General features: G+C 43.9%; 17 protein-coding genes. 9 read left to right on the top strand and 8 right to left on the bottom strand.

Going from position 1 to position 15731, the window contains the following annotated elements; all coding sequences use genetic code 11:
• Window positions 1-52 precede the first annotated feature (52 nt).
• From V6D42_RS14160 to V6D42_RS14185, 6 genes are all read left to right on the top strand, one after another.
• Window positions 53-985 carry an aldo/keto reductase gene (locus V6D42_RS14160; RefSeq protein ID WP_326191365.1) on the top strand — a complete coding sequence of 311 codons (933 nt, stop codon included), beginning with the start codon at window positions 53-55 and terminating at the stop codon, window positions 983-985.
• 263 nt (window positions 986-1248) lie between these two features.
• Complete coding sequence (locus V6D42_RS14165) at window positions 1249-1899, top strand: hypothetical protein (RefSeq protein WP_333513630.1); 651 nt, start codon at window positions 1249-1251, stop codon at window positions 1897-1899.
• Between the two features lie 3 nt (window positions 1900-1902).
• Window positions 1903-2211 carry a DUF2653 family protein gene (locus V6D42_RS14170; protein ID WP_095712624.1) on the top strand — a complete coding sequence of 103 codons (309 nt, stop codon included), beginning with the start codon at window positions 1903-1905 and terminating at the stop codon, window positions 2209-2211.
• A 185-nt stretch (window positions 2212-2396) separates the two neighbouring features.
• Window positions 2397-2963, top strand: a complete 567-nt coding sequence (locus V6D42_RS14175; protein ID WP_333513631.1) for a CGNR zinc finger domain-containing protein — start codon at window positions 2397-2399, stop codon at window positions 2961-2963.
• Window positions 2964-3099: 136 nt separating this feature from the next.
• Complete coding sequence (locus V6D42_RS14180; protein ID WP_333513735.1) at window positions 3100-3588, top strand: HPP family protein; 489 nt, start codon at window positions 3100-3102, stop codon at window positions 3586-3588.
• Between the two features lie 128 nt (window positions 3589-3716).
• Window positions 3717-5102 carry a sugar porter family MFS transporter gene (locus tag V6D42_RS14185; RefSeq protein ID WP_333513632.1) on the top strand — a complete coding sequence of 462 codons (1386 nt, stop codon included), beginning with the start codon at window positions 3717-3719 and terminating at the stop codon, window positions 5100-5102.
• Between the two features lie 44 nt (window positions 5103-5146).
• Here V6D42_RS14185 and htpG read toward each other — a convergent pair whose 3' ends face one another.
• Both htpG and V6D42_RS14195 read right to left on the bottom strand, forming a co-directional pair.
• A complete protein-coding gene (htpG, locus tag V6D42_RS14190) occupies window positions 5147-7027 on the bottom strand; it encodes a molecular chaperone HtpG (protein WP_333513633.1) in 1881 nt (626 codons plus the stop codon).
• Window positions 7028-7214: 187 nt separating this feature from the next.
• Window positions 7215-7466, bottom strand: a complete 252-nt coding sequence (locus V6D42_RS14195) for a hypothetical protein (protein WP_333513634.1) — start codon at window positions 7464-7466, stop codon at window positions 7215-7217.
• A gap of 117 nt (window positions 7467-7583) precedes the next feature.
• Here V6D42_RS14195 and V6D42_RS14200 point away from each other — a divergent pair, with 117 nt between their 5' ends.
• Window positions 7584-8405 carry an SDR family oxidoreductase gene (locus V6D42_RS14200; RefSeq protein WP_333513635.1) on the top strand — a complete coding sequence of 274 codons (822 nt, stop codon included), beginning with the start codon at window positions 7584-7586 and terminating at the stop codon, window positions 8403-8405.
• Window positions 8406-8432: 27 nt separating this feature from the next.
• Here the strand turns inward: V6D42_RS14200 and V6D42_RS14205 are convergent, their stop codons facing one another.
• The gene (locus V6D42_RS14205; RefSeq protein ID WP_333513636.1) at window positions 8433-9593 is read right to left on the bottom strand and encodes a TetR/AcrR family transcriptional regulator; all 1161 of its coding nucleotides are present in this window, start codon (window positions 9591-9593) and stop codon (window positions 8433-8435) included.
• Between the two features lie 141 nt (window positions 9594-9734).
• Here V6D42_RS14205 and V6D42_RS14210 point away from each other — a divergent pair, with 141 nt between their 5' ends.
• A complete protein-coding gene (locus tag V6D42_RS14210; RefSeq protein WP_333513637.1) occupies window positions 9735-11072 on the top strand; it encodes an aldehyde dehydrogenase family protein in 1338 nt (445 codons plus the stop codon).
• 148 nt (window positions 11073-11220) lie between these two features.
• Here V6D42_RS14210 and V6D42_RS14215 read toward each other — a convergent pair whose 3' ends face one another.
• Entirely contained in the window at window positions 11221-11646 is a 426-nt protein-coding gene (locus tag V6D42_RS14215) for a DUF5391 family protein (protein WP_333513638.1), read from the bottom strand.
• A gap of 230 nt (window positions 11647-11876) precedes the next feature.
• Window positions 11877-12029, bottom strand: coding sequence for a MerR family transcriptional regulator (locus V6D42_RS14220; protein WP_333513639.1), 153 nt, complete (start codon window positions 12027-12029; stop codon window positions 11877-11879).
• A 157-nt stretch (window positions 12030-12186) separates the two neighbouring features.
• Here V6D42_RS14220 and V6D42_RS14225 point away from each other — a divergent pair, with 157 nt between their 5' ends.
• The gene (locus V6D42_RS14225; RefSeq protein ID WP_202656518.1) at window positions 12187-12642 is read left to right on the top strand and encodes an RDD family protein; all 456 of its coding nucleotides are present in this window, start codon (window positions 12187-12189) and stop codon (window positions 12640-12642) included.
• Between the two features lie 52 nt (window positions 12643-12694).
• Here V6D42_RS14225 and V6D42_RS14230 read toward each other — a convergent pair whose 3' ends face one another.
• The 3 genes from V6D42_RS14230 to yxaF form a co-directional block, all read right to left on the bottom strand.
• Complete coding sequence (locus tag V6D42_RS14230; RefSeq protein ID WP_333513640.1) at window positions 12695-13897, bottom strand: DUF418 domain-containing protein; 1203 nt, start codon at window positions 13895-13897, stop codon at window positions 12695-12697.
• Window positions 13898-14045: 148 nt separating this feature from the next.
• Window positions 14046-15059, bottom strand: a complete 1014-nt coding sequence (locus V6D42_RS14235; RefSeq protein WP_333513641.1) for a quercetin 2,3-dioxygenase — start codon at window positions 15057-15059, stop codon at window positions 14046-14048.
• 89 nt (window positions 15060-15148) lie between these two features.
• Entirely contained in the window at window positions 15149-15724 is a 576-nt protein-coding gene (gene yxaF, locus V6D42_RS14240; RefSeq protein WP_268504204.1) for a transcriptional regulator YxaF, read from the bottom strand.
• Between the last annotated feature and the right edge of the window lie 7 nt (window positions 15725-15731).

Here is a 15731-nt window from a genome sequence, read left to right on the forward strand (position 1 = left end):
GTTTACAATAGCATTGAGAGTCTTTCATCAATTTTATTCCAGGAGGTAGATCATGAAAAAAGCAACGCTCGGAAAATCAGACTTGCAGGTATTCCCTATCGGATTAGGAACAAATGCTGTAGGAGGACATAACCTCTACCCGAATCTGAATGAAGAAACCGGAAAAGAATTGGTTCGCGAGGCCATTCGCAATGGCGTGACCATGTTAGATACCGCTTACATTTATGGGATCGGCCGTTCCGAAGAATTAATTGGTGAGGTGCTGCGCGAATTCAACCGCGAAGATGTCGTCATCGCCACGAAAGCCGCTCACCGAAAAGAAGGAAATGACTTTGTCTTTGATAATTCACCAGCATTTCTTAAAAAATCGGTTGATGAAAGCCTGAAGCGTTTGAAAACTGATTATATCGATCTGTTCTACATTCACTTCCCGGATGAACATACACCGAAGGATGAAGCGGTTAACGCACTGAATGAAATGAAGCAAGCCGGAAAAATCCGTTCCATCGGTGTATCCAATTTCTCTTTAGAGCAATTGAAAGAAGCAAACAGAGACGGATTAGTAGATGTATTGCAAGGCGAATACAACCTGTTAAACCGTGAAGCGGAAAACACATTCTTCCCGTATACGAAGGAGCATAATATTTCATTTATTCCTTACTTCCCGCTCGTATCTGGATTATTGGCAGGAAAGTATACAGAAGATACAACGTTCCCTGAAGGAGACCTGCGAAACGAACAGGAACACTTCAAGGGTGAGCGTTTCAAAGAAAACATCAGAAAGGTCAACAAGCTTGCGCCAATTGCTGAAAAGCACAACGTGGACATCCCTCACATCGTATTGGCTTGGTATTTGGCAAGACCGGAAATCGATATTTTAATCCCTGGCGCAAAACGTGCCGATCAGCTGCTGGATAACATTAAAACAGCTGACGTGACGCTTTCTCAAGAGGATATTTCATTTATTGATAAACTGTTCTCATAAGAAAAAAACAGCCTTCTCCATTGGGAAGGCTGTTTTTTTTGCCCATAAATTGGTTTGATTTTGATGTAGAACTTACAAAAAGAGCCATGGATCCGATAAAATAAAGGGAGTTTATCTCAGAAAGAAAGTGATTGAAAAAGCTAAATATGATATGAAAGATTGATATGCCGCTAGAATAAGCTCATCTGTCTGGCCCCTCTTTCACTTTTGCTGATGATTCAAACCAGAAATAACGGGCCGTTGCGGCCTATGGAGGAAACAGAATGAAACTGAAATATGTAAAAGCCTTAGTTGCAGTAACCGTTGCTTTAGGTGTACTGCTGCCATCAACCATTTCTCATGCGAAAAGTTTTAGTGGCCGCTCATCATCCAGTCACAGCAGCCGAAGTTCAAGCTCGTCATACAGCGGCAGCTATAAATCCAGCCCGAAATCAAGCTACAGTTCAGGATCAAGCTCTTCAAGCAAAAACGCCAAAACATCTGATGATTCATCATCATCGATTTCGCTGAAAAAGAAATCTTCCGATAAGACAAGCTCATCAAGCTCTAAAACATCGTCAGGCACGTTTTCCGGCGCCACATCAAAAGTAAGCGGAAAGACATACAGCGGAAAAACATCTAAAGCTTATGTTGGCGGACGTTATGTTTCAGTGAATCATTATTACAATGCAGGATTCTCGCCATCAGGATGGTTTGGCTACTATAGCGGATTCACAACGAGCATGTTCATGATCAGCATGATGCACCCTTGGGGTTACACCTATCATCCAGTCGGGGGCCCAGGCTATGTTTCTTATGGCGCTTCGCCTATTGCCTGGATCGTTGATGTCATCGCTTTGATCATTATTTTAATCATTGTCATTGCAATCATTCGCGCATTTAAAACACCGAAGACATACAGAAGGAGCTTTTAGGTAATGAAATTAGTATTAAACGAGCAAGAAATTGTAGACGGGATTTGTGTGTATATTTCTAATGAAGAAGAGATTTACCCTGAAGACGTTGAAGTAAAAGAGCTGTCTTACAACAAGCGTACAGGATTTTTCGCTGAAGCCAAATATGGCCTGCATCACAAGCAGCTTGAGTCAGATGACATTTCAGAAGGCATTATTCAATTCTTAGAGGAGTATCATAACTTCAATCCAGACGTTACCGTCGTTGAATTGCAGTTTGATAAGAAAAAAGGATTCTCCGCCTTGGTTTTCGTCAACGAGGGAGAAGCATAAAAATGTCCTAATTAAAACCTTACTCCGGGCGAGTAAGGTTTTTTAATATATTTTTCCTTTCGTCCATGAAGTGCAGATACAGAAGCAGCCTGTTTTCCGTTAACGGGACGAGCACCGCCTTTTACTCATATCCTTGCGTGAAAAAGGTTTTGGCGCTTACAATGATTGTGAAAGGAATGATTCCAATGGCAAATGCTCATTTCCCTCTTATCACACAAAACCTTTCTCTCGATCTCGTTAATACTGAAATCATAAGCTATGATAAACGGCACGATCTTATCCAGTCAGAAAAAGATCTGATGGCATGGTTAGAATTAATGGGAGAAACTGCTCCTTTTCTCAGTTCTTTTACACTACAGCAAGTCCAAGAACCATTGCAGCGGATTCACCAATTCCGCGCGGAGCTGAGAAAACATTTTGAGAGTATTGCCGAAGGCAGTGAACCTTCTCTAGCTTTTATCGCTTTCCTGCAAGATCAAATCGCCGCCGCTCCTTTTTCTTATCAAATCTTGGATGACAAACTTGCCCGTATTCCAAATGGAAAACTGGATGATTCCATTTTATCGCTTATCGCTTACGATGCATTATGGCTGATTCATACAAACGACATCCATCAGCTGAAACGGTGCGCGAACGAAAAGTGCATTTTGCTTTTTCTTGATAAAACAGGAAGGCGAAAATGGTGCTCCATGAAGATATGCGGTAACAGGCAAAAAGTCTCTCGCCATCAAAAAAAAATTAATAATGAGTAAAAAACCGTCCCCAGAGAACGGTTTTTTTATTGAAGTCAAAAACTAACCATTAAAATGTAATTGACAGGTTAGTTTTTAGCTATTATCCTATATATACTAGGGGGGGATAAATTTGGAAAACAACTTCTTGTTGAAAATGAAAGGAAAAGGAAAAACACCTTTACAGGTGAACGGAAAGGATGCCGTCACAGGCTTTTTAGGAGGATTCATCACCATTCTGACTCTTGCATTATTGACCTCTTATACAGCAAGCCCATGGTTAATGGCCCCTTTCGGAGCTAGCTGCGTACTGGTATTCAGCGCTTGGAATGCACCTTTATCGCAGCCGAGAAATGTGATTGGCGGCCATTTTATATCTGCCCTTACAGGACTGGCTGTCCTTCATATATTCGGGGCTCATCCCTGGACTTTTGCATTGGGGACAGGGCTTGCCATCTTCTTTATGATGCTGACCAAAACCACTCATCCTCCTGCCGGCGCAGATCCCATTGTTGTCATTCAAGGGGCGTATGCTTGGAGTTATTTACTGTTTCCCGTTTTCATTGGATCTGTCATCATTGTGATCCTCGCTATCGTGATCAATAACTTGCGTAAAAACCGCCAATATCCCTCGTTTTGGCTTTGAATTTCCTTTTGTGAAATCAATATTTTTTCAAACAAATGTTTCAAATCGATTAGGAAAAGGGTACTACTCTATTAACTTTGTTAAATATAGTACATACTCATTGGCTCAAAGACTGAGGAGGAACATTTGTGAAGACAAATATAAGGAAATATTTGATCTACTTTTTCGGCGCTTTAGGGGGGCTGCTTTACGGTTACGATACAGGCGTCATCTCGGGCGCGCTGCTATTTATCAACAATGATATCCCTTTAACAACACTGACAGAAGGATTGGTTGTCAGCATGCTGCTACTCGGCGCGATTTTTGGTTCCGCATTCAGCGGGACGTGCTCCGATCGCTGGGGCAGGAGAAAAGTCGTATTTGTCCTTTCCATCATTTTTATCATCGGGGCGCTCGCTTGTGCGTTTTCTCAAACCGTCACCATGCTAATAATGTCTCGGGTCATTCTCGGTTTAGCCGTAGGCGGTTCAACGGCGCTGGTGCCTGTCTACCTTTCAGAAATGGCGCCGACAAAAATCCGCGGAACACTCGGCACGATGAACAACCTCATGATTGTCACCGGTATTTTACTTGCATATATCGTAAACTATCTATTCACACCGTTTGAAGCGTGGCGCTGGATGGTGGGGCTGGCTGCGGTTCCTGCCGTGCTTTTATTAATCGGGATCGCGTTTATGCCGGAATCGCCAAGATGGCTCGTGAAGCGCGGACGTGAAGATGAAGCAAAACGAATCATGAAAATCACTCATGATCCAAAAGATATTGAAATAGAATTGGCGGAGATGAAGCAAGGGGAAGCTGAGAAAAAAGAAACAACACTCGGCGTGTTAAAAGCCAAATGGATTCGTCCCATGCTTTTGATTGGGGTCGGTCTTGCTATATTCCAGCAGGCTGTCGGCATTAACACGGTGATATACTATGCGCCGACCATTTTTACAAAGGCTGGCCTTGGTACGTCAGCTTCTGCACTCGGCACAATGGGAATCGGTGTCCTCAACGTCATCATGTGTATCACCGCCATGATCTTAATTGACCGTGTCGGCCGTAAAAAGCTTCTGATCTGGGGAAGTGTCGGCATTACGCTGAGCTTGGCCGCACTATCGGCTGTGCTCCTGATGCTGGGGCTCTCTACATCAACAGCTTGGCTCACCGTCGTATTTCTCGGAGTTTATATCGTATTCTACCAGGCGACATGGGGGCCGGTGGTTTGGGTGCTCATGCCTGAGCTCTTCCCGTCCAAAGCGCGCGGAGCAGCGACAGGGTTCACCACTTTGGTGCTATCGGCAGCCAACCTGATCGTGTCGCTCGTCTTCCCGCTTATGCTCAGCGTGATGGGCATCGCATGGGTCTTTATGATTTTCTCAGTCATTTGTCTTCTCTCATTTTTCTTCGCCCTTTACATGGTTCCTGAAACCAAAGGGAAAAGCTTAGAAGAAATTGAAGCAAGCCTGAAACAACGTTTTAAAAGAAAAAACAACAGACAAAGCCGTGTGCTCAATGAACGAACGTCATAAATAAAAAAAGGAATCGTCTCATTTGGACGATTCCTTTTTTATTCTTACACCATTACTTTGCACATATTGTTCGTAAATTCCACAGGGTCCTGAATTGGCAGTCCTTCGATCAGAAGCGCCTGATTGTACAGGAGGTATGTGTACAGGCTTAGTTTCTCTTTATCTTGTTCGAAAGCGTTCTGCAGCGTGTTGAATACCTCGTGATTCGGGTTGATTTCCAGCACTTTGTCCGCTTTTACATTTTGGCTGTCCGGCATCGCATTTAAGATCTTTTCCATCTCGATTGTCACTTCACCGTCAGCTGCAAGGCAGACCGGATGAGATTTGAGGCGTTTGGATACTCTGACGTTTTTCACTTTGCCGGACAGAATATTTTTCATTTCCTCAAACAGATCCTTGTACTTGCTTTCTTCTTCTTCAGACTGCTTTTGATCCTCTTCTGAATCAATGCCAAGGTCACCGCTTGATACAGATTTAAACTCTTTTTCTTGATATGAAGCAAGCATCTTGATCGCAAATTCATCAATATCCTCTGTAAAGTAAAGAATTTCATAGCCTTTGTCTGCTACCATTTCCGTTTGCGGCAGTTTTTCAATGCGATCGTATGAATCACCGGTCGCGTAGTAAATATATTTCTGCTCTTCAGGCATTCTGGATACATACTCGTCTAGGCTGACCAGTTTTTTCTCTTTGGAAGAGTAGAATAATAAGAGATCCTTCAATTGATCTTTATTCGCGCCAAAATCATTGTACACGCCGAACTTCAGCTGTCTGCCGAATGATTTGTAGAAGGTCTCATATTTTTCTCTGTCTTTTTTCAGCAGACTCTGCAGCTCGCTTTTGATCTTTTTGCTGATGTTTTTCGCAATCAGCTTCAGCTGGCGGTCATGCTGCAGCATTTCTCTGGAAATGTTCAGCGACAGATCCTCAGAATCGACCATACCCTTTACAAAGCTGAAGTGTTCCGGCAGCAGATCCGCGCATTTGTTCATAATCAGCACGCCGTTGGAATACAGCTCCAAGCCTTTCTCATATTCCTTAGAATAATAGTCAAACGGCATGTTTTCTGGAATAAATAGAATCGCGTTGTAACGAACGGCACCATCCACACTGATATGAACATGTGTGAGCGGTTTATCAAATCCGTAATGCTTTTCAGAATAGAACGTTTCATAGTCTTCATCTGTCAGCTCGCTCTTGTTTTTTCTCCAGATCGGCACCATGCTGTTAACCGTCTGTTCTTCCTGCACCTCTTCAAATTCATTCTCGCTGCCTTCCTTCGGCTTGTTAACTGTTGTATCCATTTTAATCGGGTAGCGAATGAAGTCGGAGTACTTTTTGATGATCGCTTTTAAACGATATTCTTCTAAAAATTCATCATAGCTCTCATCTTCCGTGTTCTCTTTGATCTTCAGAATAATGTCTGTGCCGACAGAATCCTTTTCACACGGTTCAATTGTGTAGCCGTCCGCGCCTGCAGACTCCCATTTATACGCTTCTTCGCTGCCGAGCGCCTTACTGATAACGGTCACCACGTCGGCAACCATAAACGCCGCATAAAATCCGACACCGAATTGCCCGATGATGTCATGACCGTCCTTCAGTTCGTTTTCTTTTTTAAACGCAAGAGAGCCGCTTTTGGCGATTGTACCGAGGTGCTGTTCAAGCTCGTCCTTTGTCATTCCGATCCCTGTATCCGTGATCGTCAGTGTTCTCGCGCCTTTGTCAGTTGCAACTTTTATGTAGTAATTGTCTTTATCGAAGGTTAGCGCATCATCCGTCAGCGCTTTGTAATAGATTTTGTCAATCGCGTCACTCGCATTGGAAATTAACTCGCGCAGGAAAATTTCTTTTTGGGTGTAAATGGAGTTAATCATCATATCCAGCAGTCGTTTGGACTCTGCTTTAAACTCTTTTTTGGCCATTCCGCTCGCTCCTTTTTCATGCTTTGTGATGTTATGTAAACTCTTTTCAGCATCTATTTATCACAAATGATGACTTCTGTCAATATGGTTTTCATCAAAGAACGATAGATGCATATATATGTCAATTTAACATTAGTTGGGTGAGTTTTCACTATTTTTTCCACAGTCTGATAAGAAAAAGAGAGGATCAGCCTCTCTTTTCTCCTGCATCATTCCAACGGCCAAACTCCCGCTTCATCCAAATATGCACCGGATAGAAAAACAAACAGAACGGTATCAGAAACAATAGATTATGCCATGAAGCATTCAGAAGTGCGCTAGCTGTAACCGGAAACGTAATCTCTTTCAATAAAAAAGAGATGACAGTCAGCACAGCAAACGCAGCCGGAATCGTGACAAGACAATAAAATTTGAGTTCCTTCTTATGCTGTATCTTCAAAACACATAAAACCTCCCAACAATTTCTCATTCATCTTACCATATGCAGGTATTACTTTTTTCACATGTTTATCACTGCACACAGCGGGAAGACAAATAAAAAAGGAGGATTCTTGTTATGGGACGATTAGAAAACAAAACAGCTGTGATCACAGGCGCTGCGACAGGCATTGGACAAGCAACGGCAGAGGTTTTTGCCAATGAAGGCGCGCGTGTGATTGTCGGCGACAATAATGAAGATCAAATGAAAGAGACAGTCGAAGCGATCAGACAAAACGGAGGACAGGCTGAGGCTTTTCACCTTGATGTGTCAGATGAGGAAAATGTGAAACAATTTGCTGATCAACTCAAAGACGCGTACGGCACAATTGATATTCTCTTTAACAACGCTGGCGTCGATCAGGAAGGCGGAAAAGTGCACGAATATCCCGTTGACCTGTTTGACCGCATTATCGCAGTCGATCTGCGCGGCACGTTCCTTTGCAGCAAATACCTGATTCCGCTCATGCTCGAAAAAGGAGGCTCGATCATCAACACCTCCTCCATGTCAGGCAGGGCTGCGGACCTCGACCGCTCAGGCTATAACGCCGCAAAAGGCGGTATCACCAACCTGACAAGAGCGATGGCAATTGATTACGCAAGAAACGGCATCCGGGTCAATTCCATCTCACCGGGTACGATTGAAACGCCGCTTATTGACAAATTAGCTGGCACCAAGGAACAGGAAATGGGCGAGAAATTCCGCGAAGCCAACAAATGGATCACGCCGCTCGGCCGACTCGGCAAACCGAAGGAAATGGCGACGGTGGCGCTGTTCCTCGCATCTGACGACAGCTCATACGTCACAGGCGAAGACATCACCGCAGACGGCGGCATCATGGCGTATACATGGCCTGGGAAGATGCTGATTGATGAGAAATGGAAGGAAGAAACGAAATAAGAGAGGGGATTCAGCCCTCTCTTTTTTTCAAAGCAATACAACCTTATACTTCTTCACATCCAAAAACTGCAAAAACTCCCTGGCCAGCACCCTCGGATCGTGCGCCTTTCCCTCATCCAGCCGATACAACATCAAACCGATAATCATAGCGGAAACATAATAAGCATAAAGTTTCTTTCCCGCGCGGATATCAAGCTGCTGATGCAGGTAAAAAGATTCCAGCGCTTTGAACATGCTGGGTATCACATGAGGAATTCCCCATTCAGGATTGAGAAACCGGACAATAGGCGAGCGCTCCGATAACGCAGAAAGCAGGCTGGCAAGCGCCGTCTCAGCTTCCGCTAAAGAAAGCTCATCCGGACTGGCACTCACCGTCAGCCGGTCAATCATATCTGCACACGATTGATGAATCATCGCTTGTACCAGCTCATCTTTATTGGCATAGTGATCATAAAAGGTCGCCCTGCGAATGTTGCTTTTTCTCGTAATATCCGAAATCGTCACCGCCGCATAGTCTTTTTTCTCCGCCAATACGTCCAGCAACGCCTCCTGCAGCGCCTGTCTCGTGCGGACAACACGACGGTCAATTTGCTTGTTCTCCTCCGGCTCCGCTTCAACAGCCTGTCCAAACAGCCAATAAAACCGTTTCTGAGAAACAAGTTCCCATACCTTGTGGCTGATGGCTTCTGGAGACGCTGACGCATCCTCATTCAGCCAGTACAAAATAATCGCATACGTATACAAAGCCCTGTAATGTCCGTAAATCTCCTGCTCCATGGGCGTCAAATTGACATGAATCGGAGACAGCATGACATCCTGCTGAAACACATCTTTAAAAAATCGGTGGAAATTGTGATACGGGACGTTGTCTCTAACCATCATTGCTGAGAAGAAAGATTGATGCTGATGAACAAAAGACAATGTCGGATGCACGGTTTGCCGCTTTTGGCTGAGATGAAGCGTATCCATGTGCTTGAAAGCTTCATAGAGCGCTTCGCTCAATCCTTCCTGCATGTCACCCATCAAATCCTCAATGATTGCAAACTTATCCTCGTAATAAAGATAGAGTGTCCCGCGGCTCACTTGTGCGTGTTCAGCAATTTCTTTCATTGTAATCTGTCGAATATCCCTTTTTTCTAATAAATCCAGAAGCGCCTGTTTGATTTGAGTCTCAGCAGATTCCGGCAAAAGAGTCACCTCCAAACTTAGACAGATGTTCGATATATGTACGGTAACGTATAGATGATTCTCCGTTGTCTTTCTTATAGAAAAGATACCACTTTATAATAGTTCCGAGATAAGCAGAAAGCAAATGAGGGGGATTTTACAATGGAACAGCAAGTAAAAGACGACATTCAGCGCGTCTTCCAACTTCAGAAAAAACAGCAAAAAGTGCTGCGTGCTTCAACAGCGGAACAGCGCAAAGAAAAGCTTCAGCGCTTTTTGGATTCCGTCATCGCACATGAAGAGGAAATCATCGAAGCGATCCGCAAAGACGTGCGGAAGCCGTATCACGAGGTCAAAAAAGCAGAAATCGAAGGTACAAAAAAAGCGATCAGAGATAATATGAACAACCTGGAAACATGGATGGCACCCAAAGAAGTCGGTTCATCCATAAGCTCTGATGCTAACGGAATCCTTATGTACGAGCCTAAAGGCGTTACGCTCATCCTCGGTCCATGGAACTACCCGTTTATGCTGACGATGGCACCGCTTGCCGCTTCTATCGCAGCAGGAAACAGCGCCATTGTGAAGCTGTCAGACTTTACGATGAACACGAGCAACATTGCCGCAAAAGTCATCCGAGATGCTTTCGACGAAGAAGAAGTTGCCATTTTTGAAGGAGAGGTTGAAGTGGCCACTGAGCTTCTTGATCAGCCGTTCGACCACATTTTCTTCACCGGAAGCACAAATGTGGGAAAAATCGTCATGACAGCAGCCGCCAAACACTTGGCATCTGTCACGCTTGAGCTTGGCGGCAAGAGTCCGACCATCATCGACAGTGAATACGACTTAATGGACGCAGCGAAAAAAATTGCTGTCGGCAAGTTCGTAAATGCCGGTCAAACCTGCATCGCGCCGGATTATGTCTTCATTAAAAAAGACGTGCAGGACAAGTTCGCAGGCATTTTACAAACCATTGTCAACGCAGGATTTATGGAAGATGATTACACGCCGGATCGAAACAAATTTACGCAAATTGTCAATGACCGCAACTTTAACCGCGTCAAAGCTTTATACGACGATGCCATCGAGAAAGGCGCGGAAGTTGTGTTCGGCGGCGTCTTTGACGCAAGCGACCGTACCATTTCACCAACCGTTTTAAAAAACGTTACGCGAGATATGAAGATCATGCAGGAAGAAATCTTTGCACCGATCCTGCCGATGATGAACTATGAAGACATCGATGAAGTCATTGATTACGTAAATGACCGCGATAAACCGCTCGCGCTTTATGTATTCAGCCACAACCAAGACCTGATCGACAATGTCCTTCAGCACACCACATCAGGAAATGCAGCCATCAATGATGTCGTCGTTCATTTCAGTGACGTCAACCTGCCATTCGGCGGCGTGAATACAAGCGGAATCGGCTCTTACCATGGGGTATACGGATTTAAAGAGTTCTCCCATGAAAAAGGTGTGTTTATTCAAGCAGCTAAATAAACATGGTTCAGAGAATCTGCATCCCTTGCAGATTCTCTTTTTCTATCATCCCCGACAAAGTTTCATATTTTCTTCCCCATTTCAGTCATTTCCAGTTTGTGAATAAATGTAGTTCACATAAAAATGATGCATGAATGAAAATAGAAAACTATGTAAAGTCCCTTGTGACAGGTTTCTTTGACGAAGAACGAAAAGCGGCAAAAAACCAAATGATGTTTACAGCCGCTGAAGCGAGACAGAGCACCATCACAGTGATTACGTCAGAAAGCGGGTGGTCACCGAATATACTGATCATCATCACAATGGATGCAGTAGATAAGTGAATCAGCAAACCCATGCCGCAAAGCGCCGCCATCACAAATCTCATCGCATCCACACCCAGCATATAAATGAGGGTGGGAATGAGATAGAAAACAAGTACCATACCAATTGCCGACCACATACCGATAGAGTTGAACTGATTAGCTGAGGACCCCGTGTCTGCCAGCGGAGAAAGTGAAGCCGCAGCAATCATAGCGCAAAAAAGGAATGCAGAAATTGTAGTCATGATCACCACGCGATTTTTTCTGGACATGATCAATTGACACCTCCTAAAATAGAAATATTAACCTTTATTATCATAAAGCAAAAACTAATAGAAATCGATGGTGTTTCTACCTTAATCTCAGTGTTGTGTTCTATGCCAAAACCTGGTGTAAATACCCAGTATGCGAGGGTCCAACCCCTTCCTCGCTCTCCAGATTCTCTTCAATTAGCTCCCATACCTGCCGCAGCTCGTGCTATATCATCCAACCCGTCTGTCGATCAACAGCAGCCGTTTCTTATCGTCCACACTAAACACCCGATGCCCTTCGCCTTTCGTTTATCCGGCAGAAGCAAGCCGATTTTCTCATCATAACGAACTGCATCCTCAGTCATTTGGCACTGCTTTATGGCTTCTAATAATGTATTAGACATGTTTTTTAATCATCCCTGGTATATTTATATAGTAGAAAAGAAAGGATAAAAGACTCATTTTTCAGTAATATCAGGATTTTATCACCATATCATATTGCAAAAGCTTTTTTTACAAAGTATACTGTTCCAGATTAATTCAAAGGAGAGAGAAATATACATGGAAAAACCGGCAGGATTTTGGATTCGTGTTTTAGCTTATTTGATTGATGGCATTATTGTATCTGTTCCTAGCTATATAATTCTATTTATTATCAATTCGGTATTTATCGCTGGATCCATCGCAACAGACCCATACATGACACAAGACGAATATATGGTGAAATACTTAACGCTTGCCTTTTTGCCCACCATGCTGATTATGATCGTCATCAGTGTGTTATATTACGGGCTGCTTACAGCTTCTAAAATGCAAGGTACGCTCGGCAAGAAAATTCTCGGGCTGAAAGTAGTCAATGAACAAGGTGGACGCGTGTCTATCGGGCAGGCAATCGGCCGTTACTTTGCGTACATATTATCTGGAATTATCTTTTATATCGGTTTTATCATGGTGGCTTTCGGAGAGAAAAAGGGCCTGCATGACATCATTTGCCGCACACGGGTTGTATATAAATAATTGAGAACATGAAAAAGTCTAGGCTCCAATACGAGTCTAGACTTTTATTTATCTATGATTTCTTCAAGATCGGCTGCCATTTCATATACGTAAGGCTCCTCCAAAGCCACTCAAACGGCCCCATTCTAAATACTCGAAGCCACAGGTGGCTGAGAATCATTTGAAGGGCACATACCGCGATCGTGATCAGCACGCCCGCAGCCGGATACACTTTTCCGTATAACCCCAACCCGTAATGATAGAAAACCCACGTACAGATGATCGATTGCATGAGATAGTTGGTAAATGCCATTCTCCCGACTGCAGAAAAGTATTGCAGCGGCTTAGCCAGTCTTGTCTTATGATATAAATACACAATCGTAGTGACGTAGAAAAACATAAGAAAAGGCGCTCCAACCAGCAAAAATACTTCTTTTTCGGTCACACTGTACAATATATGAGCGCTGATGCCAATGACCAGCCCAGACAGCCATACTCTTTTTAACGCTTTGCGGTGCTTTTCCGGCTGATGCAGCAATCTTGATTTTGCCGCCGCGGCGCCCAGCAAAAACATACTGAAATATGGGATGGAGGCAAAAAAGAAATTCAGCGGATTATAGGTCAGCATGCCATTCATTGACATATAAACGAGACGGTCGTGGATTCGCTGTTCCGCAATGTCTTTCAGGCTGCCATTTCCGTAAGCATGCAGCGCCTGCTTCGCTTGCTGAATGGCCGCTTGTGCCCATTCTTGTCCGTTTGCTTGATGAAAGCTTGCCAAAATGAACGGAAGAGAAAACAGGAGATACAAAGAGACTGCCCATATCAACAGTGTTTTCGGCTTTGCTTTTCTGAACAAAAGGAAAACCAAACCAAGCAGGGCGTATTCCGTTAAGATATCCCCGTCCCATATCAAAAAAGCATGAATGGTTCCAAAGATGAAGAGTGCCAATAATCTTCTGATATAAAGCGGGACAAAACGTTTTCCTTTGCTGAACGCTCTCTCCATCATCACCACCATGCCAAACCCAAATAAAAATGAAAACAGTAAAATACATTTGGTTTGAATCAAAAATTTCAATATGTCTGCTGCAGCAAAATCTGCATCAGACCACTTTTCCGTGAAAAAATTATCGTTCCCAAGCATAGACAAATACATATCCGGATAACTAAAGTGCGCCAAATTCACAAATAGGATAGCGAAAATGGCAATTCCTCTTAACACGTCAAGCACACCAATCCGCTCATTTGTCAGAGTCGGCTGTAATGAAGCCATATGAATCACGCTCCTTTTTTTCTATACCTCAAGCGTATGAAAAAAAGAAGCAAAGAAACATCGATTTAGATGGCAACACAAAGGAAAAACCTTACAATGTTGTCACCTTCACAATAAAAAACCAGGCTTCACAGGAAGCCTGATGATATTATGGTTTCATGACCTTTAAATCTAATGTTTCGATATTCTGCAAGACACGGTCGAATCGCAAAGCTTGAGGTTCACTCGGGAAGATATGCCCCTCATACGGATCTCCTAACGTGCGGAAAAACGGCTCGAATAAGCCCGGAACCAATACCCCCACCATTTTTGTATAGTGAGAATCCAAGCGATAGGAGTGTACAGTGTTGGCAGGAACATGCAGAAAATCTCCTGGATTAAGCTGAATTTCTTCACCATCGGCCCACATCGTCATTTGCCCTTCAAGGCAATAGAATGTTTCTGTATGATGCTCATGGTAATGATCAACGATGCGATCGCCTTTAGGGCCTTCAGATGATACAACGATAAATTGCCCGTCTGTATTCTTTTGCGCAGCCACTATCCGGTGTAGCTGATCGCCCGTCAACAAACGGTCTCCTTCTCCAGACTCAAGCACATATGGAACAACGCTATCAGGAAGTTCTGTATTCTCCACTAGTTTTGGAGCACCGGCAGGGTTTTCATCCTCCGCAAACATAATGTCCGCCACCTCAGCCGCTTTTTCAAAACGCTCTTTTGATACCTCTTCGCTTGCGTGCGGCGGATGTTCAGCGTGATCATATGGCGTTCCAAGCACGGAATACATATGTGCGACATTTCCTTTCATTGTGTAAGACACCAGCCGTGTTCTGTGGCTCTGCATCCGGTAGCTGTGCGGCGTTCCGGCCGGAATGTTCGCATAATCACCAGCTACTAAAAGATAATGTTCACCATCAAGCGTCAGTTCAAGCTTACCGTCCAGAACAAGAAGCCCTTCATGCGTATTTTTGTGAATGTGAAGCGGAAAGGCATCCCCTTTTCCGCCAGAAAGCAGCACGATCTCGAACAAATCTCCCGTACTCTTTCCGTTTGCCATCACTGTTGCGACCTGTCTGCCGAACAAGTAGCGCTCTCCCTCTCCGCTGCGGAGCAAGTAAGGCACTTTTTCTTTGGGCAGTGAATGTTTACTTAACGTTTTCATGTTGTTTCCTCCAATTTAGACCAGTCTATATATTTTAGGTTTCTGAGTAGACCGTTCTATATAATTGTAGGGGAAAGGATAACAAATTGCTACCCTTTTTTTCTCACCAATACTGGAATTTGTTCGGCAATGAGAAGAAGGGGCGTTTTGTCTTTATTCGTTAAAGAAAGCATAATACCGCCTTCAATCATCGAGTTGATCAGCGTTCCCAGCTGATTTGCTTCTTCTTCTGCAAATCCGTTTTCCTTTAATTTTCTGGCGAAAACCGCTTCCCAGCTTTTAAACACCTTCATGCAAACCGTGCGCAGCGGCTCGCTGATTAACGCCGTTTCACTTGCCAGCAAGCCGACTGGAATTCCTTGAATGCTTTCCGTATTGTCAAACTGGCTGGCGGTTTTTTTGATAAAATGCTGAATCGCTTCTGTTGGATCAGAGGATTCATCCATGCTTTGCTGTATCACATGTTCAACGATCTTTCCTGTATATGAAACCGCTTCAATTGCTAACTCTTCTTTGCCATTCGGAAAAAAGTGATAAAGCGATCCCTTAGGAGCACCGCTTTCCTTCACAATCTGGTTTAAGCCCGTCGCGTGATATCCTTGCAGCTGGAACAGACGTGACGCTGTGTGAAGGATTTTTTCACGTGAATCTCCTCTGCTAGTCATTGAAACA

It is taken from the genome of Bacillus sp. 0909A, assembly GCF_036765115.1.
Classification (GTDB): domain Bacteria; phylum Bacillota; class Bacilli; order Bacillales; family Bacillaceae; genus Bacillus; species Bacillus mojavensis.